This window comes from Paenibacillus sp. VT-400, assembly GCF_001029205.1.
GTDB classification, from domain to species: domain Bacteria; phylum Bacillota; class Bacilli; order Paenibacillales; family Paenibacillaceae; genus Paenibacillus; species Paenibacillus amylolyticus.
The window spans coordinates 2,379,685-2,405,752 of record NZ_LELF01000067.1 but is presented as its reverse complement, the minus strand read 5'-3'; the positions used below and the strand labels follow the sequence as shown (position 1 = coordinate 2,405,752).

Annotated in this window: 22 protein-coding genes; 8 read left to right on the top strand and 14 right to left on the bottom strand. The window is 43.5% G+C overall.

What is annotated here, in order from left to right; all coding sequences use genetic code 11:
* Positions 1-57 precede the first annotated feature (57 nt).
* The 5 genes from EL84_RS21310 to EL84_RS21290 form a co-directional block, all read right to left on the bottom strand.
* Positions 58-1,326: a cytosine deaminase gene (locus EL84_RS21310; RefSeq protein ID WP_047843012.1), complete on the bottom strand. Its 1,269-nt coding sequence runs from the start codon at positions 1,324-1,326 to the stop codon at positions 58-60.
* Positions 1,295-2,572, bottom strand: coding sequence for a cytosine permease (gene codB / locus EL84_RS21305; RefSeq protein WP_047843011.1), 1,278 nt, complete (start codon positions 2,570-2,572; stop codon positions 1,295-1,297). The genes EL84_RS21310 and codB overlap by 32 nt, the downstream gene beginning before the upstream one ends.
* Positions 2,573-2,930: 358 nt before the next feature.
* A complete protein-coding gene (locus EL84_RS21300; protein ID WP_047843010.1) occupies positions 2,931-3,581 on the bottom strand; it encodes a hypothetical protein in 651 nt (216 codons plus the stop codon).
* Positions 3,582-3,776: 195 nt separating this feature from the next.
* A complete protein-coding gene (locus tag EL84_RS21295; protein WP_047843009.1) occupies positions 3,777-4,808 on the bottom strand; it encodes a ketopantoate reductase family protein in 1,032 nt (343 codons plus the stop codon).
* 14 nt (positions 4,809-4,822) lie between these two features.
* Positions 4,823-5,569, bottom strand: a complete 747-nt coding sequence (locus tag EL84_RS21290; RefSeq protein ID WP_082219088.1) for an acetoacetate decarboxylase — start codon at positions 5,567-5,569, stop codon at positions 4,823-4,825.
* A 384-nt stretch (positions 5,570-5,953) separates the two neighbouring features.
* Between EL84_RS21290 and EL84_RS21285 the strand changes: the two genes are divergently transcribed.
* Positions 5,954-6,841 carry a LysR family transcriptional regulator gene (locus tag EL84_RS21285; protein WP_036615729.1) on the top strand — a complete coding sequence of 296 codons (888 nt, stop codon included), beginning with the start codon at positions 5,954-5,956 and terminating at the stop codon, positions 6,839-6,841.
* Between the two features lie 87 nt (positions 6,842-6,928).
* On the opposite strand, the gene EL84_RS21280 is transcribed toward EL84_RS21285, so the two are convergent.
* Entirely contained in the window at positions 6,929-8,335 is a 1,407-nt protein-coding gene (locus EL84_RS21280; protein ID WP_047843007.1) for a glycoside hydrolase family 4, read from the bottom strand.
* Between the two features lie 176 nt (positions 8,336-8,511).
* Here EL84_RS21280 and EL84_RS21275 point away from each other — a divergent pair, with 176 nt between their 5' ends.
* Positions 8,512-9,363 carry an AraC family transcriptional regulator gene (locus EL84_RS21275; protein WP_047843006.1) on the top strand — a complete coding sequence of 284 codons (852 nt, stop codon included), beginning with the start codon at positions 8,512-8,514 and terminating at the stop codon, positions 9,361-9,363.
* Between the two features lie 98 nt (positions 9,364-9,461).
* On the opposite strand, the gene EL84_RS21270 is transcribed toward EL84_RS21275, so the two are convergent.
* On the bottom strand, positions 9,462-10,586 hold the full coding sequence (locus EL84_RS21270; RefSeq protein ID WP_235431563.1) for a phosphotransferase enzyme family protein: 1,125 nt from the start codon (positions 10,584-10,586) through the stop codon (positions 9,462-9,464).
* A gap of 131 nt (positions 10,587-10,717) precedes the next feature.
* A complete protein-coding gene (locus tag EL84_RS21265; RefSeq protein WP_047843005.1) occupies positions 10,718-11,635 on the bottom strand; it encodes an ArsR/SmtB family transcription factor in 918 nt (305 codons plus the stop codon).
* A gap of 208 nt (positions 11,636-11,843) precedes the next feature.
* Between EL84_RS21265 and EL84_RS21260 the strand changes: the two genes are divergently transcribed.
* Positions 11,844-13,352: an alpha-N-arabinofuranosidase gene (locus EL84_RS21260; protein ID WP_047843004.1), complete on the top strand. Its 1,509-nt coding sequence runs from the start codon at positions 11,844-11,846 to the stop codon at positions 13,350-13,352.
* 629 nt (positions 13,353-13,981) lie between these two features.
* Here EL84_RS21260 and EL84_RS21255 read toward each other — a convergent pair.
* Both EL84_RS21255 and EL84_RS21250 read right to left on the bottom strand, forming a co-directional pair.
* Entirely contained in the window at positions 13,982-14,554 is a 573-nt protein-coding gene (locus EL84_RS21255) for a hypothetical protein (RefSeq protein WP_047843003.1), read from the bottom strand.
* A gap of 116 nt (positions 14,555-14,670) precedes the next feature.
* The gene (locus EL84_RS21250; protein ID WP_047843002.1) at positions 14,671-15,585 is read right to left on the bottom strand and encodes a DsbA family protein; all 915 of its coding nucleotides are present in this window, start codon (positions 15,583-15,585) and stop codon (positions 14,671-14,673) included.
* A gap of 134 nt (positions 15,586-15,719) precedes the next feature.
* On the opposite strand from EL84_RS21250, the gene EL84_RS21245 reads away from it, so the two are divergent.
* Entirely contained in the window at positions 15,720-16,067 is a 348-nt protein-coding gene (locus EL84_RS21245) for a winged helix-turn-helix transcriptional regulator (RefSeq protein WP_047843001.1), read from the top strand.
* 162 nt (positions 16,068-16,229) lie between these two features.
* Here the strand turns inward: EL84_RS21245 and EL84_RS21240 are convergent, their stop codons facing one another.
* Both EL84_RS21240 and EL84_RS21235 read right to left on the bottom strand, forming a co-directional pair.
* Positions 16,230-16,751 carry an NUDIX domain-containing protein gene (locus EL84_RS21240; RefSeq protein WP_235431562.1) on the bottom strand — a complete coding sequence of 174 codons (522 nt, stop codon included), beginning with the start codon at positions 16,749-16,751 and terminating at the stop codon, positions 16,230-16,232.
* 54 nt (positions 16,752-16,805) lie between these two features.
* Positions 16,806-17,690 carry a LysR family transcriptional regulator gene (locus EL84_RS21235; protein ID WP_047843000.1) on the bottom strand — a complete coding sequence of 295 codons (885 nt, stop codon included), beginning with the start codon at positions 17,688-17,690 and terminating at the stop codon, positions 16,806-16,808.
* 124 nt (positions 17,691-17,814) lie between these two features.
* On the opposite strand from EL84_RS21235, the gene EL84_RS21230 reads away from it, so the two are divergent.
* The 4 genes from EL84_RS21230 to EL84_RS21215 all read left to right on the top strand — a co-directional run bounded on the left by EL84_RS21230 (position 17,815) and on the right by EL84_RS21215 (position 22,506).
* A complete protein-coding gene (locus tag EL84_RS21230; protein WP_047842999.1) occupies positions 17,815-18,825 on the top strand; it encodes an alpha/beta fold hydrolase in 1,011 nt (336 codons plus the stop codon).
* 186 nt (positions 18,826-19,011) lie between these two features.
* Positions 19,012-20,616, top strand: a complete 1,605-nt coding sequence (locus tag EL84_RS21225) for an extracellular solute-binding protein (protein ID WP_047842998.1) — start codon at positions 19,012-19,014, stop codon at positions 20,614-20,616.
* Between the two features lie 90 nt (positions 20,617-20,706).
* Entirely contained in the window at positions 20,707-21,597 is an 891-nt protein-coding gene (locus EL84_RS21220; RefSeq protein ID WP_036615758.1) for an ABC transporter permease, read from the top strand.
* Positions 21,598-21,615: 18 nt separating this feature from the next.
* Positions 21,616-22,506 carry a carbohydrate ABC transporter permease gene (locus EL84_RS21215; RefSeq protein ID WP_047842997.1) on the top strand — a complete coding sequence of 297 codons (891 nt, stop codon included), beginning with the start codon at positions 21,616-21,618 and terminating at the stop codon, positions 22,504-22,506.
* Positions 22,507-22,612: 106 nt separating this feature from the next.
* On the opposite strand, the gene EL84_RS21210 is transcribed toward EL84_RS21215, so the two are convergent.
* Both EL84_RS21210 and EL84_RS21205 read right to left on the bottom strand, forming a co-directional pair.
* Complete coding sequence (locus tag EL84_RS21210; protein WP_047842996.1) at positions 22,613-24,358, bottom strand: sensor histidine kinase; 1,746 nt, start codon at positions 24,356-24,358, stop codon at positions 22,613-22,615.
* 28 nt (positions 24,359-24,386) lie between these two features.
* The gene (locus EL84_RS21205) at positions 24,387-26,003 is read right to left on the bottom strand and encodes a helix-turn-helix domain-containing protein (protein WP_047842995.1); all 1,617 of its coding nucleotides are present in this window, start codon (positions 26,001-26,003) and stop codon (positions 24,387-24,389) included.
* Positions 26,004-26,068 lie beyond the last annotated feature (65 nt).

Below are 26,068 nucleotides of genomic sequence, written 5' to 3'. Positions count from 1 at the left end.
TAAAAAAAGAAAAAAAGCCGCTAAAATAGCGACTTTAATGGGAGTATATTTTCTTCATTATTTATTAAAAGTAACCTTTTCTGTACCGCCTTCAAAAATGATGGATGTTTCCCGCGGCTTCGATTCCGCAATTTTACGGCCGCCTCTGTAGGAATAAAGTACGCCGGCTTGTTTGCGAACAGCCTCATATTCGTTCTCTGCTTCAAGTACGATGAAGTTAGCAGGTTTACCTTCTTCAATACCGTATACATCCTCAATGTGTAACGTTCTTGCGCTGTTTTTCGTAATGAGGTCGATCGAATTCACGATCTGGTCGTAACCAAGCAACTGCGAAGCATGAATCCCCATGTGCAGTACTTGCAGCATGTTGCCTGTACCGAGCGGATACCATGGATCGAAGATGTCATCGTGACCAAAGCACACATTTAGACCTGCTTCCTGCAACTCTTTGACACGCGTCAGCCCTCTTCTCTTTGGATACGTGTCGAAGCGTCCTTGCAGGTGAATGTTAACCAGCGGATTGGAGACAAAGTTCAGATCAGCCATCTTCAGCAAACGGAACAATTTGTACGTATAAGCGTCATTATATGACCCCATCGCCGTTGTATGACTTGCCGTCGTGCGTGAACCCAGTCCACGTTCGTAAGCTTCCTTGGCAACAACTTCAACAAAACGGGATTGCTCGTCATCGATTTCATCACAATGGATGTCGATCAGACGGTCGTATTTTTCGGCCAAATCAAACGCAACTTTCATTGAATCAACGCCGTATTCCCGTGTGAATTCGAAGTGTGGAATGCCGCCGACCACGTCAACGCCCATTTTCAGTGACTCTTCCAGCAATTCTGCCCCGTTTGGATAAGAGTGAATGCCTTCCTGTGGGAAAGCAACAAGCTGAATGTCCATATATGGAGCCATTTCTTCTTTTACTTCAAGCATCGCTTTAACAGCAATCAAGCTTGGATCGGTAACGTCCACATGAGTTCGTACATGCTGGATACCTTGTGCCAATTGCCATTTCAGTGCCGTTTTGGACCGTGTTTTGACATCTTCATGTGTCAAGAAAGCCTTGCGCTCTGACCAGCGTTGGATGCCTTCGAACAGCGTTCCGCTTAGATTCCATTCCGGCTCGCCTGCAGTGAGCGTTGTATCGAGATGAATATGCGGCTCAATAAACGGTGGCAGCACAAGCGATCCGTTGACATCCAGGATCTCTTCATTCTCGGTCACTTCCAGTGATTGTGTAATTCGTTCAAACTTTCCGTTCTTCACAACGATATTCCATAGTCCTTCTTTACCCCGCAATTTTGCGTTCTGTATAATCATTTATTTTCCCCATTTCTTTGGTTTCTTTGGCAGGAACAATCAGCATCAAGACGATATAGGCCACTGCTGTACCAAGCAGTGCGTTCAATGGTGTTACGCCAGGAGCCAGTTGAGCGAATGCCACGCCGATGGCCCAAGCCACCATCGCTACCCAGTTTACATTTTTGAATGACATGTCGGCAAATGGCTTATAGTTTCTACGTTTCACAATGAAGTAATCTGCGATAATAATAGCCCCGATCGATGGTACCGCCGCCCCCAGTACGTTTAGGAAGCTGACGAAGTTGTTGTACATCCACATGGCGAATACGGTACCCACGATACCGTTTACGACAACGAAGAATTTCTTTGAGATTTTGGTGATGTTCGCAAAACCAAGACCCGAAGCGTACAGTGCATTATCGTTGGTTGTCCAGATATTCAGGCCCAGAACGATGATTGCCGGGATGATCAATCCTTGCAGGAACATGACCTCCGAGATATCGGCCAAGTTATAGGCCATTGCACCAACTGCACCAAACAGAAACATGAGTGAGTTACCCAGGAAGAATGCAATCACTGTTGCGGTAACTGCCTGTTTTGATGTCCGGGAAAACCGGGCAAAATCGGGTGTCAGCGTTCCGCCGCTTATGAATGATCCGATACAGATCGTTAATGCTGCCGCCGCGGTAAGCGATTGAGTCGGCATGTAATCAAGCAACCCTTGCAGACCACCCAGCGAACCTGCACCTTCGAACATGGAGTACCCACCGAGAATGGCAATCGCAGGAACCGCGATATATCCGAGAATGACGAGTGACTTCATACCAAAGATGGCTGATGCCGTCATGGCAAGTCCGAACACGATAATTAGCAGGTACACGTTCCAATCCATGGCTTTGGCGACTGGAATCGCGAACATGGCTACGCCTACTCCGAACCATCCGACTTGTGTGAAGCCTAGCAGGAATGAAGGCAGATACGACCCTTTTGCACCGAACGCATATTTAGCGAGCAAATGTGTCGACAGGCCCGTTTTGGCAGCGATATGTGCCAGTGCCCCTGTGTAGATACCGAGCACCAGATTACCCGCAAGCACGATGCCAATGAACTCCATGAACGTCAAGCTTACTCCCAATGTGCCTCCTGCCAGCATGCTTGCTGAGAAAAATGTGAAACCGAGCATGACGGCTAACGTCTTCCAAAAGTGGTTTCTTTGCGATTTCGGCACAGCTTGCCATGAAAACTCTTGATCTTGTTTGCTCATCAGAATACCCCCAACGTAAAGTGTATCTGATACCAAAAAAAGCAGAAAAAAGAGGCTACTCGTCAAGTTATACACTGACAAGTAGCCTCTTTTTGCATCATAATCCGCGCGAAGACACAGAGCATCCCATGACGGAATAAGCCCTGATTCTCGCGTGATTATGAAATCCGCTGCCCTTGCCAGCCTCTCTGGACTGAATTAAAGGTACCAGTATTCAATTACATTCTATTATTTTGGAAAAACCTTTAGTTGTCAATGTCATTATTATCCAACGGTTATTAATTCCTTATACAGCAAGCATTTTTTTGATCATTCCTCCTTAACCAGTGGCTGGAACAAGCAAATAATAATGTCGAGTTTACGATATGTGTCCAACAATTTCTGGTAATACTCTTTCATATTCCTTATATAAAACATAACGATTAACACCTCTGGAAGAGTTAAGTGCTTCATGCGCGTGCTGAATAGCGATATCACGGTTTTCTGCTTTGAGTTCAATACCCGCGAGCAATGTTGATCGCATCCACTGTTTTTTAATGGATTGAAGTCTTTCACGCGCATCTTCACTTTTCCCGTCTTCCAAGAGTAGAATGGTTTCGTAATATGTACGGTAGTCCGATAAGCCGATATGAGGTACAGCTTGCCGAATGGCAAACATATCCTTGCGATATAATCCGTAAGCTGCCTTGAACTGTGCTTGTGTTGTTCTTCGCTTATATTTCTGCATAATCTGCTCCATAACTAGTTCTACCTCATCATCAAGTCTGTTTGCAAGAACGTAAATAATGTATGTCCCAGGTGTATTTTGCTGCTTGGATAAAAAGGACTCTAACCGATCTATACGCTTATCAAATACTAAAGGATAAAAAACATGCTTAATAAATGCGATAAGAATGGTAACGACTACAACCCCCACAATCAGAAATAGAGGATATTCGTTTATTTGCATAAACAAGACAAACATCAATACAACCAAATAAAACCCGAATTCCCACCAAGAGTACCTCATAATTAATCTCCTTCTAATAGAAAAATAACCAGCAAGTCTATATTATATCAAATTTAATTCCTCTTTTTGTATAATATTAGGGAACAAAAATCACGAAGAATACTCTATCTGTCGCAAAATCAAGCCTGACTAGATTTACTGATACAACAAAAAAGCCGCTATATTAGCGACTTTCAGTTGAAATAATTGAATTTATTATTGTGCACTTAATAGTTCTTCAAAAGCTTTTATGTTCGTGTCAAAATCAGGAACGGTTTGAGTTTCTTCAGCAGATTTGACCAGTTTTACAACTAAATCATTATAAGGTGTCACAATTCCCGTACCTTCTGCCCTGCTTGAAACAACTCCGTTAATGTAATCAATTTCCGTTTTGCGGTTCTTCTCCAGATCTTGAAGCATGCTTGCTTTGAGCAGTCTGGAGGGCTCCATCACGTAACGTAATGTTTTCACCCGTTCAGGGATTTCTTCTTCGCTGTTCACTTCGAGTGAAGAGATGTCGAATCCATTCATTTTAACCAAGGTAACCCCATTGGCGCGAGCAACTTTAATCGTCTCGTCCGCAATATGAGCTGCACTCACAATGCCGGCTTCATGATCGATAATGTCTCCGTATTCCCCATTCAATGCAGCGGACAAACCACTGAATGCATTGTTAATCAACAATTTGGACCATTTGGTTCCAACCAGGTTATCGGAAATATGAGTTCCACCCACAAGATCCAACACCGATTTCACGCGCTGAATTCGTTCGGTGATTTCACCATTTAATTCGCCAATCTGAAAAGCGTACTGCTTAAATTGAGTGTACTCGGTAGTCAGACTTGATACACCTGGTTCAATGAACGTAGCGCCGAATTCAACGGAGCCAGCAATAACACGTTTTTCACCCACGATGGACGCCACTTTTTCTTCGGGAATCCCGTTCTGCAAGGAACACACCATACTGTCTTCATTCAAGAATGGAATTAATTCCTGAAGGATGGAATCGTTGTAGAGTTGCTTGGTTAAAAGTAACACGAGGTCATATTGTCCTGATTTCTGATCAGGAGTAATGGCTTTTACTTTTGCCTGAAACTCTGTGGTACCCGTCACTTTAGCACCGGTTTGATTTAAAGCATCTACATGTTCTTGATATGCATCAATTAACTCAACGTCCAGTCCACCATCCGCAAGGTATGCACCTACGATGGTTCCCAAAGATCCCGCGCCTACAATTGCAATTCTCATTTTATTTTTCCTCCTTATTTCTCTTCCAGGTAGTTATATACAGGTTGTGCAGCGTTTAAGGTTAGGTTGGTAAGGATATGAGAAGCGGACACCACTTCCAACACAGGCAGATCTGCAAGAGGAGCCAACGCATGTTCGAACAGTTGAAGTCGGGCAGGTCCTGTCCAAGCTTCCTTCACTTCGATGTCCGTAATTTGAGAACGGATCAGATCACATATTCTTAAATTCCCGCTATAGTCTGTAACAATCTTAATCATAAAATTAGGTCGGCATATTTCACGTTTGGCGAACTCTTTATCCATCTCCACATGTTTATAGCCCATCGTTGCCGTGGCTACACGCAACGATCCATAATCTAGTGTGCCAACAAGTGTATCCGAATCGGTATACAACTTGGGTGCGCCCAGCTTTTTCGGATAGGCCGTGAGCTCTCGACCACTCGCAATCGCGGGGAAATTGTCTACGTACATCGAATGCACATAATCGCCTTCCTCCCCATTGAATTGCACAGGAATGACTTGTCCAGCTTCTGTATATGCACCCAGTCCAGAAACATCTGGCATCCACATCACTTCGAATTTAACCAAAGGTTCAGTAATTTCCAGAGGCTCTGGTACGGCTGCCCGCAACGCTTTTTCATCGGTCCGGTAAATAATATTCAAGTATTCACGATTCACGAATTTGTACGGTGGCATTGGATATGCCGGAGCTGTTAGGGGTGTATTCAGATTTTTAGCTATGTTATTCACATCGATTTTCATCAAAGACACCTACCTTATGTTCTGGTTCTATATAAGTTGAATTAAAGTTTATTTACACTGACACTACGATGACAGAACAACCTTACAATTGCTGTTATCCCCAGATTTTTCGATTCCCCTTCTAAAGAGGAAAATCCGGTGATAGCTTATGCTTCCGATGCAGCTTTCTTTCAGAAAGCTTTTAGGCGAACGCTTCGCTTTTTCAGGTTTTTTCTGTCCTCTCCGTTATTGTGTAAATGATTAGTTCAACTTATATAGTCAGGTTTTTGTTATTTAAAATTTGATCTGTATCTCATAAAAAAATTCTACATCAATATTTAAATTTAATATAATACATAATAAGTACTATATATATTTATCAGAATAAATAAGGAGTGCAGATAAATGGAATTGCTTCAGCTCAAATACTTTCAGACCGTTGCCTATACTGAACATATCTCCAAGGCAGCTGCCCAATTGAATATTGCTCAACCTTCCCTAAGCTTAACGATTAAAAGACTTGAGGATGAACTGGGTACCCCCTTATTCCACAGGAGAGGAAGAAACATTCAATTGAATTCCTCAGGTGAGATTTTATTAAAGCATGTAAACCGGATTTTTATTGAAATTGAAAATGCAGAGATGGAGATTAAAGCGGAGGAACAGCAAATATCCAATACAATCAGGATCTCGATTACGAATACTCGGTTCCTCACAGGTCTCATTAGTGACTATATCAACGGTTCCCCTGAAACCAAGCTTCATCAGGGTATTGGGACCCGCAGTGAAATTATTACAGGTTTGAAGAAAAATGATATGCATCTGGGCATTACGGGGCATCCGATTCAGGATGAGGAGATTGAGAGTGTTGTTCTTGTTGAGGAGGACATTGTTCTTGTTGTGCCCACGGATCATGCATACGGCGGAGAAACAAGCATTTCATTAAGTGTTGTTGCAAATGAGCCCTTTATTTCCCTTGCCGATAATAAGGAGTACAGCCGCTTTACAACTATGCTCTGTGAAAAAGCAGGTTTCCTCCCCAATCATGCATTTGAGGTCGATTCTCATACCCTGCTTGAAATTATCAGCCTTAATCAAGGTGTTGCATTAATTCCGATCTCCGTATGTAGAGCACTGGGGTTACGTTATGTAAAAATTGCTGATGATTCAGCCATATATCCCATTAGCCTATCCTGGGTCAAACAAAAATGGTTATCTCCTATTGTTCGAGAATTTCGTGATTTTATTACTTCGTACTATGAAGACCATGCTAGCTTGTTTAAAGTGGAGTAGGATTTCTTGATACATGACAAAAGATAAAAACAAAGACCACGTTAGTCCCATGGAAGGAACCGACGTGGTCTTTGATCGTTATCGTTCTTAGTTATACTGCAGTCTGTCCTTATACCAAATGTCCGGAATCATCTTACGCTCCAGCTCCAACAATTCATGGATGATCTTGTCCGCGTCACTGATGGAACTCACGAGCGGGTCGGTGAGCATCGCCCTTCTCAGCTTCTCGTAGCTCTGTTCCAGCACAGCTTCAACCGTAAGCTCATGCGTATCCAGTACAAGTTCTTGCATCCCTCTTATCCCACGCGGCATCTCGCCTACATGGAGTGGTTTCGCCCCATCCATATCTACATCGCATAGTAGTTCCAGGAACGAATCGTTATTCATATTGGTTACCGCACCTTGATTGAGCGTATTGATGAAGAACTTTTTGCCCAAGTTCCCCACCATATTTTCGATGATATCTGTCGCATGATCTGGTCCGAAGGTGCTCATATAATCGGCAATCGGAATGTTCCCCGCAAGGAAGTCATCCACCTGCTTCCACATTTCGTCATGACGCTCATATCTGTCCTCTGTCTCCCAGATCGATAATGGAGGAATGGTATCTGCAGTTTTGCCAAGACCCTGCCAATACCGAACGTATTCCTTCGTATGCGCCGTACAAGTAGGAATGATTCCGAAAATATCATATAGTTCATAGGTAATCGCATCGTTATACAGAGCTTTTGCGCCGCGATCACCGCCGTTATTCTCATCACCTGCCAGCTTGCGCATGGCTTCTGCAATTGTGGACATCACATTTTTTCCTTCATACTCGGCTTTGAGCAGCCAAGTGAAATGATTAACACCTGCGATACGAAAATCGAATTTTTGGTTGATCTCTTCAGTGAACTGGCTATTGTCTCCAATGATTCCAGCTCTTACGGCATAATAGGCTTTCTTATGCGGCATATGATGACTATCGCACAGCGCAAACGATTTAAGCTTCGGTGCATATCGATGTAAAGCAATGCCATGAACGGTAGACGGGTTAATATAATTGATCACCCACGCATCCGGACACAGCTCCTCGATGTCTTTGGCGCATTCCATGATAACCGGCAGTTCCCGCATCGCGCGAAAGATTCCGCCAGGGCCAATCGTATCGCCGGAACACATACGAATTCCATACTTTAGAGAAACCTGGCAGTCAATGCCCCGATATTTCACCGATTCTTCCGCAAAGCTGAGCACAACGAAGTCGGCTCCCGGTAGTACCTGTCTTCGGTCCACTGAACCCTCAATCTTTAGGGATACGTTGTTCTCCTTGGCGACCATTTTCGCTAATTTCACCATTTTCGAGAGCCGTTCCTCGTCCGTATCCACCAAAGCCAGCGTTCCCTGATTCAAATATGGGGAGTGTACCATCTGCCAAATGGACTGCCGACCAAAAAATAGGCTGCCCGCCCCAATAACAACTACCTTTGGATGCTGTGTACTTGTAGCATTCATCAATAACCCCTCCTTGTAACGATATAAGTTCATTATAGGTGAGTGAGCTGGAATCGGAATGTGTGATAGTTTTCAATACATGTCATATCGTACGGTAGTTAACAAGAGATAAATCCTTTGTTATGATAGTGAAAAATTAAGGATGTCATAAAGTGGAGAGGATTCGGTTGGATTAGATGCACACAGGAACTGTAAATATGAGTATAATCGACGAACTTTCGGAGTATATCACACTTCGCATGAGCTCTTATTTGGAACAAACGCATGACAGCAATTGGACGGAGCACAAGTCTCATTCCGATTATGATCTATGGTTCATTACAGCAGGCTCCCTCAAGATTACCATCGATGGAATCGAGCATATGGCGAACCCGGGTGACGTCGTGTTTTTTTATCCGGATATGCCCTACACGGCTTCCACGACCGGAGAGTTGTGCCGATTCGTATACATGCACTTTGATTTCAGCATCGCTGAGCAGAAGCGGATTCTCAGCGAGTTTCAACTTCCCGGCATCGTACCTGGCAATCTGATTCAAGAGGAATCAACGCTATTCACCTCGTCCTATCAAAGATTCAAGCAGAGTAGCGGTGCTTCTGCCAGTCCACTTTACTTGAAAGCCTCTCTGCTTCTCGTCATCGCCAAAATTTTGGAATTACATAGGCAAGGGCTGTATCACGGTGAGTTTCTGAAAGACCGAAAACCGAGGAAGATCGAAGGAAGTCTGGAGGTTCTGCAGAATGTCTTCCCATACGTGGATGCAAATCTGCATCGTACCATCCGAGTTAACGAACTTGCAGATATTGCTGGCGTCTCTGAGAAATATTTTATTTCTTTGTTCAAAAAAATTCTCGGTATTACACCGGGGCAGTATATCAATCAGATCAAAATGAACCGGGCCAGAGACTATCTGTACGAGAAAAAATATACGATCCAGCAAATTGCCGAATTTCTGGGTTATCCCGATCCCTTTACGTTCTCCAAAGCATTCAAAAAATTCTACAACGTGCCCCCTTCCAAATTTGAATAACATACCGCAGACAAACAAAGAGGCAACCGGTCGATCCGGCTGCCTCCCCACTTGATGAATCCTTGGTTATTCAGGGTTTAGTTTACGTACAGGTCCCTTCAGCGTCCCTCATACTCAAAAGGAGCTTCAGTGGAATACATCTCATGGAAAAATCCTTTATACGGTATATCCTCTTCCAGACATTTAATGAGATACAACAGTTCTTCGTTAGCTTCCGGTTCTTCGCCAGCACGCTGCATTTCCTCAAATTGACCTAGAATATTCTCCAAGAGAGTGACTTGAATAAATAAAGGCAGCTTCTCCAGCATCGAATCTTCGATCTTGGTTTCGGAAGTATATCCAGCGAGGGCGGTTTGGAAATAGTCATCCATGAACTGTTTGCGTTTATCCGCATTCGGCTCAATTTGAATCCAGCCGACGCCATGTGTCCATAGATCTGCCAGATCATACATATACCAACCGAAGCATGAATTATCAAAATCATACACGGTGATCTGACCGGTATCAAAATCGATTGAGTAATTCCCATCGTTATAATCAAAATGGATCATGCCGAATGTCTCTTGGTTTGTATCCAAACCGTCTAAGGTATTAAGAAGCTCAACCATCTTCTCCTTAAGCAGAGGAAATGATTCAGGTACCAGGTTATCGATATATTCACCGCTGTAATTGTCAATCAAATGATGCCGGCGATGGACGGGAGTGTACCCTTTCGATAGTTGATGCATTCTGCCCAGAACTTTACCGCTATTATAATAGTATTCGGTAAGTGGAACGCCTTCCCGGTACTGATAATGGTTCTCTACCAGCAACTTTCCCTTGGCCTTCACAAACATACAGATAAAGAACGTATGCTCACCATAAGTGATCTCTTCTAACAGATGGCCCTTTTTCGAGCTGACTACATTCGAGACACTTGCACCGTGCTCAAACAGATACCGGACATACTCCAGTTCGGCAATGTAATCTTCCCGCTTTCTGTCAGGCAAAAAAGACACCCGTAGAATTAGCGATTCACGCCCCTCTTGCTCGCAAGTGTAAACGACATTACGTCCACCCTCATGAGGCGGAATAAGCTGAATATTGTAACCCTCCAGATGAAACAACTCGGGTACCAGCGTCAGTACATGTGTATTGCTGATGTTAACAGCTTCGTTAAAATTAATAATAATCTCCTCCAGTAAACATTGTTTGGACGGTTTCCCGCAGTGCAATGTCCACAAAAGGAATCTCTGTAATGCAAATATCCTTCTGTGAACCTAAAGCAAAATCACCTTGTTAGACATTTAAAAACGCTCCTTTTTGTTCAGATGGTTACATCTTATCCTAATATTCCACATTTTACTAGCCAAATTTATAACTCAGCAGCCTCGTAATAGTACCTTATCAAAATGTCCTGATCGTAGTTGCCGAACCCTTTCCCGAACAACGTAAGTCCGCCTCGACCGGGCACCCCTTCTTCCGGTCTTAATCCAAACGTCCAGTAAGTGGATGAATCCAGCTCCAGATCATGGATACGCACATCTGAGATGCGCTGGCTATCCATAAACGTCCCATCTCCGTTAATACGCAGCACCTTCAGTACACCATACTGGTTGACGTCCAATTTCCACCATAGCGGTGTATGTTTGCCCTTCCGATCTCCAAAATCCCCTGGGCTTGTCCAAGTTCCGAGGTGATGACCATTAAGGGAAAAACGGATGTCAGAAGGCCAGTTTTCATTAACTTGGGGTGCTTCCGAACTGAGTTCGAGTGAAATTTCAATTTCCTGGAGATGCTGTTCTGTATTCAGATAATTGGGAATCTTATATTCAAGAAAACCTCGTGCCATCCAAAGGATTCCTGCGTTCACCCGATCCGGGTCCATAAAGCACGCCGGTGTGTCATACTGTCCAATCATCTGCGTAGTTGTCGCAATCCCGCAGGTCGGCCACGCTTCATAATCTGTATACTGACCTACCGGTATGGATATTTCATGGTAAGGAGCATCAACAGGCTCTGGTGACAGGTTAATAGTCATGAATTCTCGTACGATAAAACAGTATTTATAGGTTCCACCGTTCTCCCGTTTCATTCGGCTACCGACAATTCCTGCTTTTTGCAGCTTGCTGACATGTGTACTTACAATAGCTTTGCTCAGAAAAAGCTCTTGGGCAAGCGCATTGATATGCATTTCCCTGTTTTGTAGCAGCAGGCGCACAATGTTTAAACGGGCTTCACTTGCCAGTGCCTCGTAAATTAGCAATGAAGCTGCATCTGTCCCAAGCATCATGATGTCCACTTCCTTTTTGAGTAAAATCGATCTATTTCAATTTCAGGATTCGTTATTTAGCGAACTCATAAAAATGAACTTGCTCAATATATAAGCATTATGATACATATTAGATAACAAATCAATGATTTGATTTTGCTTTTAAACGAATTCAATACCACTGTTAATTCTTTTAAAAATATGAATTCATCCAATGGAGGTACATACCATGCTTACATCCAAAATGCTTATCGATAAAGACTTTCAGATTGCTGAAGTAGATCCGCGTGTCTATGGTTCATTTATAGAACATCTGGGACGGGCCGTATACGGCGGCATATATGATCCAGGTCATCCCACCGCAGATGCTCAAGGTTTCCGTCAGGACGCTATTGAAGCGATCAAGGCTTTGAATGTACCCATCGTTCGTTATCCGGGCGGCAATTTCGTATCCGGTTACAATTGGGAGGACGGCGTTGGTCCGGTAGCGGAGCGTAAACGCAGACTTGAACTCGCTTGGTGGACGATTGAAACGAATGCGGTAGGAACAAACGAATTTGCAGATTGGGCCAAACTGGTTGGAACCGAAGTGATGATGGCTGTAAATCTGGGTACTCGCGGCATTGATGCGGCCAGAAACCTGATCGAATACTGCAACCACCCATCTGGCACATACTGGAGTGATCTGCGTATCTCTCACGGTTACAAGGACCCGCATAAATTCAAAACCTGGTGTCTAGGCAACGAAATGGACGGCCCTTGGCAGATTGGTGCAATGACTGCATATGAATATGGCCGTATTGCCAATGAGACAGCCAAAGCGATGAAATGGGTTGATCCGGATATCGAGCTTGTGGCATGCGGCAGTTCCAGCCGTGACATGAGTACATTTGCAGATTGGGAAGCAACCGTGCTGGATCTCACCTATGAAAATGTGGACTACTTGTCCCTACATCAGTATTACAACAATAACAAAGACAACACGTATGACTTCCTGGCGACATCGCTGGATCTCGATCAATTTATTGATAGTGTGGCTTCAATCTGTGATTTTGTACAAGCCAAGAAACGCAGCAAAAAGAAATTAATGCTGTCTCTGGATGAATGGAATGTCTGGAAATCCATCGGCACAAGCCGTATGGAAGAACGGTGGCAGATTGCGCCTCCAGAGTTTGAAGATGTGTATACACATGAAGATGCACTGGCTGTGGGCTGTTATCTGATTACCATACTCAAGCACGCCGACCGTGTAAAAATGGCTTGCCTTGCTCAGTTGATTAACACCATTGCACCAATCATGACGGAAAATAACGGAGCAATCTGGTTCCAGACGACGTATTTCCCATTCATGCATGCATCCAACTTCGGTCGTGGTACGGTGTTGCGATCCATCACAACTTCACCTAAATATGATTCCAAAGACTTTACAGATGTGCCTTATCTCGAAGCAATCAGTGTGCATGATGAAGAAAACGGCACGATCACAATCTTTGCGGTGAACAGACATCTGGATGAGAAGTTGGAACTGAATGTGGATCTGCGTTCCTTCGGAGAAACCACATTTGTGGAGCATATCGTATTGGAGAACAACGACTTGAAAGCAACCAATACTAAAGAAAACCCACGTAACGTTGTTCCTCACAACGGCGGATATACAACGGTTGACCAAGGTAAAGTGCAAGCAGTCTTGAACAAAGCATCATGGAACGTGATTCGCCTCAAAACCAAACAGGCTTAATAAGAGCGGGATAGAGTTTTCTCCTACTCTGCAACATCAGCATTGTTTTTCGCACCGCGTGTAGCTCCCTGCGCGCGGTGCTTTTTGCTGTATGATGGCAAACGGCCCAACTACATAGTTCCAAAGTTAGAAGTGTGGCGCGTATTTGAAACCTCATTTTTTATTCCTCGCAACGAACGAATTTAACGAACACAGGGAGTCTTATTTAACCCGTTTCGGGCGAATTTTAATTCTAACGAACACAGGAGAAGCTATGTTGCAGAATCAGCCCCCTTTTTCATACTATCTCCTACATTTTGCAGCAAATAGGGTTTTGTCATATTCGTTAGAATTTTAATGGCTTGATATTGACTCGAATACGGTTTCTGAGGTTCGTTAGCACTGAGCAAGCATGCGAAATCGAGCTGATTAGAACCTCATATACAGCATAAACAAATAAGCCACCCTCCGTTTGGCATACGGAGAGCAGCTTGCAGTGAAGCATCTAGCGAAGAAGCTGAAACAGAACAGAGAAGAAGATAAGGAACAGAACAGATCAGAAAGAGATCAAATCACCCAACACACTAGCAATGCTTCCTTCCCAAATGCAACGAAGATTGTGTTCTATTTCACGATTTTCATATCAAGTATTATCCTTGTTGTGCTTCCTCTTCACCTTCGGTTTCAGCCTGAGCTGCCTGGCTTGCTGGAGTCATCAACCCTTGAACTGCCCCCATAAATGGCTGAATCTGCTTAATCATGCCATACCCCATTTTGACCACAGGTGTAAACCGCTGGATCATGCCAAACAACCGCATACCCCCGCCTAACATACCTCCAATCGAGCCTGCACCGCCAAAGCCACCTAACAATGAGCCTAGCATAGGCATGAAAGATGATACCTGGGCTTGCCTAGACGCTGAGCGAGACATCGACCGGGATCGTACTTGCGACTTACGTGTGCTGTTCACCCGTTTACGGTTTCGAGAGGATGCTGTTTTTCTCGTAGCCCCTGCTTTAGGTTTTGTTTTGCGAGCACTGCCTTCAGATGAGGGTGCTGTGATTGCGGCCTGTGTAAGCTTTCCGCCCCCGGTAAGCACTACGCCTTCGCTGTTAACGCCAGAGATGTACCCGACGTACGTCTCGCCATTATGAAGAGTCACGCAGACTGGGCGATCCTTGAGCCGTTTCACCCGGACGTGTATTTCATTGGTTTTAGCCATGGAATTCACCTCACTTGACTTGATCTACTTCAGTCTACGCAATGGGTGGACGACTTGCCTGTGCGAATAACACATCCGTGTGCCGAAAGCAGGAAGATTCTGACATGGCTCCTGCCTCAGATATGCTCAATATACATCTCATTCAAAATATGACCCATACGATATGTGTGCTCTACCAATTCAGATTTCACATATGATTCAATATCACTCTTTTCGATATTGTACAAGACCTCCATTTCTTTAGAAAAAAGAAGGTGTCCCTCATTGATTTTCTGCTCCAACGAGTTTATTTGTTTTGGTTTCAGATCACCACCAAGCACCTGCTGAAGTGCTTGCACATATGTTTCAAGAGAACGCGCTCCGACAATTTTCATACCCTGGTTCTCTTCATTCACAATGATAATTGATGGGAAACCTCTAACTCCCAAACTAGCGACACTCTCAAAGTCTTCCTCTAATAACTCTTGTGTAGATTGCTGTGCAGCCGCCTCAACCACTTCTTTACCATTCAAGCCCAGTTGATTAACGATATCCGTCAGCACATCATCTTCTCCAATATTTCGATTAAATGCAAACACAGCTTCACGCGCACGTCTTAAGAAGTCCTGCTCTTTACCAGGGTGCGTACTCTGAATGACCTTAAATACGCGAGATGGCGGATAGGAAGAAAGTATTGGATTATCGTGCCATAAGGAACCGTCGATGGGCATGCGTGAATGCTCACCCACTTCCTTCCAATGCTCTGCAACGTCCGAAGGTTTCTGAATCCCGTTAGCGCCATCCGAGAAACCATTCCAGTTAGCCAGTAGCCCACCCATTTTGATTTGCAGCGTAAAATAATGGCCGTATTCCTCAACAAACCGATGAAGCACAGGCTCAAGCGCCCAGCAGTGAGAGCAGATCGGATCTGTTGCGTAATAAAGAGTTATCCTTTTCTCAACGTGATTCAGATTGATTTCTTGCATCCCCTCTTCCTCATTCACACCACATACGCCTGTTTCCAGATCACACATCATTGATTCGTTACTCACGTTTATCCCGCCTTTATATTTTCTTATGAATTGATTTTCTTGTGTTAGTTTGATTATAATGTCTACAATCTTCTGAACAAGTACGATTCTTTTTCTGACTTAGTATCAAAAAGTATACTATTGGAGGGTATCAAGTGAAATACGAGTTTAATTTTGATCAGTTATGTCCAGCGACTTATGCATTTCAGGTCATTGGAGGCAAGTGGAATCTTCCGATCCTGGCAATCCTCAGTGAAAATGACTGTATACGTTACAATGAATTAAAAAGAAGACTGCCTGGCATTACCGGAACGATGTTAACGAACTGTTTGAAGGATTTGATTCATTCCGGCATCGTGCATCGGGAGCAATATAACGAGGTGCCACCGAGAGTGGAGTATTCGCTCACAGAATCAGGCAAGGAATTGGTTCCTTTAATTGAATCCATGGTAATGTGGGGTCAGAAAAATATGAAAGCAGGTGTGAAGCAACAAGAACTATAACACCTGGCCTAATTTAACCCCTTATCATAGATGTTCATTTTTGAATCGCTCTGTACACTTTGTTCAACGGCAAAAAGGCTATTTCACTGGACCATCATGTCCTTTGAAATAGCCTTTCCTTTATAAATACAAGACGGCCGCTTGTTTACGACGTGGACACATCTAACTATTCAGGTCGTCATCTTCCTCATTTCCTAAATACATAACCGTTTTTTCTCCCTCAACCAATCTAATGATCTGCTTTCGTAATTTTGAAGGAAATAAAGGTAGTTCGTTTATATTTTTAATTTCAAGCCATTCATATTCCACCTGATTTTCGTCACTTGCCAGAATAGAACTATCTTGGTCCATCAAACCTATGTACTCGCATAAAAAAACAAAATCTACACGATGAAGAGCTTCACCGTATACCCCTTCAATGACAAATTCCAGTGATAACGGTTCTACATCTATTCCGATTTCTTCCGCAACTTCACGCTTCACAGCATCCGTCAGGGTTTCACCTGCATTCTGGCTCCCACCAGGCAGGATGTAGATGACTTCATCATTATCATCCTGCTTCATTGCAAGCATTCTCCCGTCTTTAATGATCAATGCTTTTGCAGAATTTCTAATCTTTCTCTCCATTGCTAATCCCCCATATATATCTGTATCATGTTGCTGAAGGTTGATTCCATTTAACATCACGATCTCCATGAAAAATATTTTAACACATACATCTAAACAAATTCTGAACAATCAAATCAACTCACTCTTGGCGACCTCCATGAAAGCAGCCATGGACGGAGAGATCCATTTTTCCCGATGCCAGAGCATTTGCGCAGAAAAGGATACATCTGATAAATCCCACGGCAGAGCAACCACTTCCCCTTCGCTCAACTCTTTCTTCAAAGCCATTTCAGGTAATAAAGCGATCCCTAGACCAGCCGTAACACATTGTTTAATAGCTTCTACACTATGAAACTCCAGCTCTGTCAGAGCATCCGCACCTTTCTTCGTTATGGATTGGTCAAAATAAGTGCGATACGAACAGTTCTTTTCGGTCAGCAAAAAATGCTGTTTGTGGAAGTCATCGATAACTAACGCGGAACGCGATGCTAACATATGATCGGGAGAAACCACCATTTGAAAGGTCTCATCCTTTAAAAACTCTGAATGAAGGTCTTTGGAAGCAATAGGCTCATCCAATACAAAAACGACATCGGCATGCCCTTCTCTCAAACTTGATTTAAGCTCTTGCCCAGACAAGGGGCGGAACAATAACCGCACACCAGGATAGTCCGCTCGAAAGCGTTTGAACAAGGCTGGAAGAAGATATGCACACAGCACTTCGTCTGCTCCAATCACAACCGTCCCCGCCAATTCTCCGTGCTGACTGGATATGCACTTTGCTTCCTCTACATCGTTTAATATCTTAGTGGCATATGGTAGAAACTGTTGGCCAGCATCCGTTAACACGACCTTTTTGCCTAATCGATCCAGCAATTTTACACCAAGCTCTTCTTCCAGCGATTTGATTTGCATGGTTATGGTAGAGGGTACATAGCTCAATAATTCAGCAGTTTGACTAAAGCTGCAGGTCGATGCAAGTGTCCAAAAGGTTTTTAGCTGGCGTATTTCCATGAGTCAGGCACCTCCTAAGTTCAAAATAAATGAATGATATGTTCGATAACGTTTCGTTGAATTGATAATAGACGTATTGTAGAGTGAAATCAAGTTATTACTATTTTATAAGGAGAATCAATCTATGAACGATTATGAAACATATAACCTTGGAGATACATTACTTCAATCGGGAAAACAGCTCCCTCAAGCCTTTATCGCTTACAAGACCTATGGAAACTTAAACGCGGCAAAGGACAATGTTATTGTTGTCCCAACATGGTTTGCTGGAATTCACACAGATAATGAATGGTTAATTGGAACGGACAAAGCACTGGACCCCAGTCGTTATTTTATCATTGTGCCCAATATGTTGGGTAACGGATTATCGTCTTCTCCAAGTAATACCCCTGCCCCATATGATAAGGACAACTTTCCCCTCATCTCCATGTATGACAATGTGCGTGCCCAACATCAACTCATCACTCAAAAATTCGGTATCTCCAAAATCAAACTTGTTGTGGGCTGGTCTCTAGGAGCCATGCAAGTTTATCAATGGGGAACTAGTTATCCTGAGATGGTCGAACGTATTGCCCCCTTTGGCGGAACAGCTAAGAGCAGACCCCATACACAGTTGGTATTCGAAGCAATGATCGCGGCGTTACAGGCAGATTCGAATTATAAAAATGGTAGATATGAACGCCCTCCGGTTGCCGGTCTCGCAGCGATGGGAAGAGCTTATGCTCCATGGGGGTTCTCGCAGGCGTACTATTTGGAGAAATTGTATCAATCTGAGGGTTACGACTCCTTGAAATCTTATGTAGAAGATTACTGGGATCAGGTATTTCTTCCCTTCGATGCTAACGATTTGATTACCATGTTGCGTACAGGAATCTATGGAGACATTAGCGATAATCCCGTAGATGATGGCAACTTCGAACAGGCGTTAAGCAAGATCACTGCTCCTGCACTCGTTATGCCAGGATCAAGTGACTTGTTTTTCACGCCAGAAGACAGTTCGTATGATGCTCAGCATATGCCAAACGCGGTGTATCAACCTATAGAGTCCAAGTGGGGACACTGCTTTGGAATCGGAGCAAACGAAGAGGATTCACTCGTTATCGATCGTCATCTAAAGCAATTTTTGGAGTCATGAGTAAAAAAAGAAGGAGTACAAAGTAAAAAAAGTGCACAAAGCTCATTATTCTTTTCTCCGCTACAACTCAAAAGTAAAAAAAGATACCAGTTCTCGTCAATAACCTTTATATCCCGTTCCCCCTTTCTCGTTTAGAATATTTTCAAGAAAGAGTTATTGAAATATGACTGATAAGGGGGAAAAGAAATGAACAAGAGAACAAAAGCCTTAGTCTTGTCTGTGTGCATGTCAACCTTATTACTCGCAGCCTGTAGCAACGGAAGCGGTGCTGATAAAGGTTCAACGACGGACACGGATTCCAACGAGGCTGGAACGACAACCATTCATACCGTAACATCAGAATACACTTCTGCAAAATATCCAAAGGGCGACGATATCACCAACAATGTATGGATTAAGCGATACAAAGAGAAGTTTAATATTGATGTCAAAACAGACTGGGTCAGCGATGAGTACGATACAAAACTCAATTTGGCTATCGCATCGAACGATCTTCCTGACGTATTCAGAGTTAATCCATCACAACTGAGACAGTTAGTCGAAGCAGATATGGTCATGGACCTTTCTGAGGTATTTGATCAACACGCTTCAGATCGCCTCAAAGGTTACATGGAAGCAGATGCGGACAGTTATGAGTCTGGAAAGAAGGACGGTAAGCTGTACGGGATACCACAGATGCACTGGGGATTAATTGAACAACCAGACTTCATCTGGATCCGGAACGACTGGAAAGAAGAATTGGGAGTCCAAGATCCAAAATCTGTGGAAGACATCAAAAATATCGCACTAAAATTCATGGAAAAGCACGGTGGTTATGGTATAGCGGTAGACCAATCGTTGGATTACCTCAACCTGCTGGCCATTGCATGGAATGCGCATCCGGATATGTGGATGGAGGATAGCACTGGAAAACTCGTGTACGGCTCCGTGCAGCCTGAGATGAAAAATGCGCTGGCTGAGTGGTCAGAATGGTACAAGCGAGGCATCATTGATCCGGAATTTGCAATCAAAGACTTTAATGCGATGAACGCGGATATCGTAGCCGGCAAAGTGGGAATGCAACCTTATTACCAATGGTGGGGTTATAATCCGGGTGTCGACACAGTATCCAATCTGGGTAAGGACGCTATCTTCTACCCTTATATCATCCCTACCGTTGATGGAAAAGAAGCCAAACAATCCATTTTCTTCGCCAACAACAATTATATCGTTATGAAAAAGGGATTTAAGAGCCCTGAAGAAGTGATCAAAATTTTGAACGACTACGCTTATATTGTGGATGAAGGCAATGGCAAGGAATCCACAGAAACGTTATCCGCCTTGCTGGACAACGATATTGCCCATGTGGTTGGAGCGTTCCGTGTACTTAATCCGAATTCCGATTACGAGCAATTTGAGGCGGTATCAGCTGCCCTTCAATCCAAGGATACCAGTGGGCTCACAACTTCGGGTATGTGGCAAAAATATAACAACAGTGTTGAATTCATGGAGAATGCAACCCCAGGAGCAGTTGGTGATTATTTGCAACAAGGGGCTCCAAAGAATGCGTATGGTCTTGCCAAGAAAGTACTGGACAGCGAGAACTATACAAAGACGGCCTTATGGGGTGTTACGCCAGAAATACTTTCAAGCTACGGCACAACCTTGGATGATATCCTGACCGAAGGTTTCACCAAGATCATTATGGGTAGCGAAAGTATCGATTATTTCGATGTTATTGTCCAGAATTGGCGTGCAGCCGGGGGCGATAACGCAACTCAGGCAGTTAATGAAGCCTACGGGAAGAAATAATCTCGTTTGTCACAAAGAGGGGATGAGGGTCATCCCTCCCCTTTATTTGATAGCGATTACATTTGGCGTACGATGAACGGAGGAATATGAATGTTGAGAAAATGGAAGCAGCAGAGTCCTTACCATCTCATGTTGATCCCAAGCCTGGTCTTGGTCTTCATCTTTTGTTACATCCCTTTCTACGGACTTATTATTGCGTTTCAGAAGTACAATCCGGGCCTCGGATTCAACTCGCCATGGGTAGGATGGGATAATTTTACCCACATATTTAATCAGCCGAACTTCGTAAGAACGATCTGGAATACATTGTACATGTCTGTCTTTAAGATTATCGGTGGTATAATCGTACCCGTAATTTTCGCATTACTGCTTAACGAGGTATTGCACAGTGGAATCAAACGTACATTTCAAACCCTTGTCTACATTCCGAACTTCCTCTCTTGGGTCATTATGGCCGGCATCATGCTGGATATCCTTAGCTCCGACGGCATTATCAATACATTTCTAAGTGTATTTGGTATTGCACCGATCTCCTTTCTTGGCACACCCTCAATTTTTCCTTGGACGATGATTGTCAGTGATATATGGAAGGGTTTCGGCTTTGGCACAGTTGTTTATTTAGCAGCCTTAACTAGCATTGACCCGGGACTTTACGAGGCCGCGGTGATCGACGGAGCGAAACGGTGGAAACAAACCATCTACATTACGTTGCCTCTACTCATGCCAACCATTGTTTTAATGACCGTACTTTCACTTGGAAACGTACTCAATGCTGGCTTTGACCAAATCTATAATCTCTACTCCCCTGTTGTCTATCAGACGGGTGATATTATTGATACCTATGTCTACCGTTTAGGAATTCAACAAGCACAGTATTCAATTGGTACCGCTGTCGGGTTATTCAAATCGATCATTTCCAGTGTTCTCGTTGCTGTATCGTACATCCTGGCTTACAGAGTGGCTGGCTATCGTATCTTCTAAGAAGGAGGAACTTACATTATGATCTATGATAAAAGTATGAGCAGACGTGTATTTCTTATCATAAACTACACCATATTACTTCTAATCTCTCTCCTATGTATTCTGCCGTTTATCAACCTGCTGGCTGTTTCATTCAGCAGCAGCGCGGCTGTATCTGCGGGGAGTGTTACGTTCTGGCCTGTGGAATTTACGACAAAAGCCTATGAATTTGCATTAACTGGAGGATCATTTTTCTCCTCTCTCTGGGTAGCCATTCAACGAACCGTTATCGGAACGGTGGTGAATCTGGTTCTGATCGTACTCACGGCTTATCCCCTCTCCAAATCCAAACAAAAATTAATGGGGCGTAATATCTATATGGGATTTTTCATAATAACCATGTTATTCAGCGGAGGACTAATTCCAACCTATCTCGTGGTCGTCAAAATGGGACTAATCGATTCCATCTGGTCTCTGATCCTGCCTGGGGCCCTCCCCGTATTCAGTATGATTATCCTCATGAATTTCATTCGGGGGCTGCCCGAGGAGATTGAAGAATCAGCCATTATCGATGGTGCTGGGCCTGTACAGGTATTGCTTCGTATTCTACTCCCACTTCTCAAGCCCGCTCTCGCTACGGTTGGTTTGTTCAGTATCGTTGCCCACTGGAATTCGTGGTTCGATGGCATTATCTATATGAACAATCCAGCCAATTATCCATTACAAAGCTACCTCCAGACCCTTCTGCAAAGTTTTGAGCAAATCATGTTAAAATCTGGGTCAGATTACACGCAGCTGTTGTCCATGATGAACGCCAGAACGGGGCGCGCCGCTCAGATGTTCTTGGGTGCCATTCCGATTTTACTTGTGTATCCGTTTTTACAGAAATATTTCACCAAAGGTTTGGTGCTAGGTAGCGTCAAAGGGTGAACAAAAGGGCTTGCAGTTCATACTGCGAGCCCTTTGTTTATATCTAAACTTATTTTTTATGATCGCTGTACCGCATTATGAGATGCATAAATGAAAGCTTGTATGATTATTTGGGTTCTAGGATGGCAGGCAGCAGAATGGAGAAAATGGTACCTTCACCTATTTTACTCTCCACCTGAATTCCATAAGGTTTACCAAAATGAAGTTGAATCCGCCGCTGCACATTATGCAATCCAATCCCATTCGTTCCCGTACTTGCACCGGACTTTTCTTCCAATAGATTCTGCATCGTATGATGATCCATACCCACACCATTATCGCAGACCTCGATCACAACTTCGTCCAGCTGTGATTGAATCCGAATGGTGATGATTCCGTCTTCTTCCAGTTCGGCCAGACCATGAAAAATCGCATTCTCCACAATCGGCTGCAGGATCATTTTGGGCATGCGATAATTTAGCAATCTATCCTCAATCTCGTATCTCATCTGAATACAATCGTAATACCTGACATTCTGGATCGTTACGTAATTCGTTATATTATCAAGTTCCTCACGAATGGTTACGAGGGTTCCATCAGATTTTGTTGCATAGCGAAGCATCGAGATTAGTGCATCGGTCATTTCCACGATTTTGTCTGCCTGCTGCATCGAGGCAATCCATTTAACCGACCCAAGGGTGTTATACAGAAAATGAGGCTTGATCTGGTCATGGAGCGCACGCATCTCGGCCTTGGCTTTCTCTATTTCTTCCTGCTGCATCCGTTCGACCAACCGCTTCAATTCATGAGACATTCTGTTAAATCGAATGGATAAATGTCCAATCTCGTCTTTTGATCCAATAGGTTCAACTTGTTCAAACTGACCTTTCTCGACTAGAGCAATATTCCGTAGCAGTTTTTTAATGGGAGTTGTGATGACATGAGATAAAAAGATGGATATGACGGCAGCAAAAAGAACAATGACAATGGCAAGCGTCACCAGATTACGACCCAATATTTTGCCATCAGCAGTCAGCTCATCCAAAGGCATATATAAGTAAGTTGTCCATTTTTGCTGACTAAGGGGACTGGTCACCACGACATTTAGTGATTCAGGCGGACGAACGTTATCTCGAAACAGTGTCCCGATTAATCGTTCGTTCACGTTATATACGATCTTATCATTCTCATCAACGATCATGAATCTGGAGCGCAGTCCTTCCTGCAAGTTGCGGTTGACGATTTCAATGAATTTGATATCAATGCTGACAACAATCACGCCAAGCAGTTTTCCACTAGTCACATCATGAATTTTGCGAGCGTGTGACACTGCCAGTATTTTATTCTCCAATTGCTCATCAATTCGTGTTGTGAGGGTAATGGTTCGATCCTTATCATGCATGAACTTTTTAAACCACAATTCGTTTGCTACTTTGAAGTTTGGATCAATGGGTTGATGTGGACTGACAAAAAGGTCTTGCCCCCCGTTCATATTGTAGAGGTAGATGGAGAATACGCGATCTTTCATCATGATATAATTCATCAGAATATTGTATGCGGCAATCTCATGTTGTTCATCACCCTCTCGCAGGAAATCCTGGATCGGAAAACTCCCTTCATGAGTCGCAGACAGATTGTCACTAAGGCCATTGCTGGCGAGCAGCGAAATTTTCTCAATCTCCTTGAGGAACTCGTCAATGCGAATATTCGTCTGTTTGGCCAGATCGTTTAGCAACGTTGTATAGTTCTGTGTCAACAACCGCTCTGAGGAGTAATACGAGTTGATTGTCATCACCAATACCGGAAGGATAATGACCGTCATACAGATCACCATAATTTTGTACTTGATTCGGAAGGGCCGAACATGCTTCATATGCTGCACCTCTATTCACCGATTACATTCATCCCTGCTGTAATTCTCGATATTCCTCAGGAGTGACACCTACCGATTTTTTGAAAATCTTACTGAAGTACGTGTAATTATGGTAACCCACCTTTTCTGCGATTTCATACACTCTCATTCCTCTGCTCAATAGATACGCCTTGGCATGTTCAATTCGAACTCGGGTCAAGTACGTGATAAAGTTCTCTCCTCGTTCCTGTTTGAACACACGGCTGAGATACGACGGATTCACACTAATTTGGCTAGCGATACTTTGCAGTGAGATATCTTCCGCATAATACTTGTCGATCAATTCGGTGGCGAGATCGGTGTAAGTGCTTTCCTGTTTGATTTGGGAATCAGTTTGGAAGTAATACGCAATATGAGCAAGCATATCTTGGTGGATATCCTCCCAATACTCCCCCTTCAGAACGATTTCGTAGGGCGATTTCTCTGTTAAAGAAGGTGCACCTCTTTCCGTAGCTCGGGATAGATGGGAATGTATCGTTTCCATTACCATGATATATTGCTTGCGAATGCTATTCTCATCCGCTCGTAGCTGTTCCAGATTGGATCGGATTCCTTCAAGGAACTCTTCCGCCTTTTTGTTGTCTTTGCTTACCCATAACTTCAACAAATCTCGTTCTTGTTGCGGGCTTAAAGCCCCCTTAACTTCATGTCGATCTGGGGATTGAACCATATCATCGTAATACAACACCTGGTTGCTTCCTGTGAAGAAACTCTGTTGTAGAGCCGTTTCTGCCTCTTGGCAGGCCCTCCTGATGTGAAGGAAACCGGAAGTCATTCTACTTACCCCAGCCGTGAGCGATAGATTCATAAAATCCTTGATCGAAGACAGCAATTTATTACATAGTTTATTTAAGTCGGCGTGTACAGATTGGCTCTCAGGAAGTACATTGACGATCACCCAATATTCAGAGGAACTTTCAACAAAAATCTCTTTCTCCCACTTCGATGGAATGATCTCTTCCATAATATTAAGAATCGAAAATCGGAGCAGCTTTTCCCCCTTCTCAACATATTTCCGCTTTGCATCCTCGTAATAGTTCACGATGAACTTCATGACAACCAGCTGGTCTGAACGTATACGAAAATGCAGTTCTTCCGCTTTGGTGACGATATCCTCCTCACTAATGAATCCGCTTACAATATCTTGGAAGAAACTATCCTTTAGATATCTTAGGCTCTTGGAATAGTCCTGTGTTATAGAGGGTGTGTTGGTTGTGTGAACATGTTCACTTTGAAGTTTCTGTCCAACCGTGCTCAGGAGGTCAATAAGGGAGGATTCGGTGATCTCACTTTTAATCAAGTAATCTGAAGCGCCAAGTTTTAGCGCCTCTTTCACATAATGAAATTCGTCAAAATTACTCAGGATGACATACTTACAGGTTTTCAGTACGCAGGAGGCCTCTTGTATAAGCTGCAGTCCATCCATAATCGGCATCTTGATATCTGTAATAATTAGATCAGGCATCACTTCAAGCGCAAGGCTTAATGCCTCTTTTCCATTTCCCGCCTCACCAACAACATAGAAATTGTACTCTTCCCAATTCAGCATGGAACGAATTCCAACCCGCATGAGCAATTCATCATCTACGATCATCAGTTTATACATGCGTATCCCCCAACATGAACCATTTTTAGATATTTTACCATTAAACGAACTGTTGCAAAGATGAC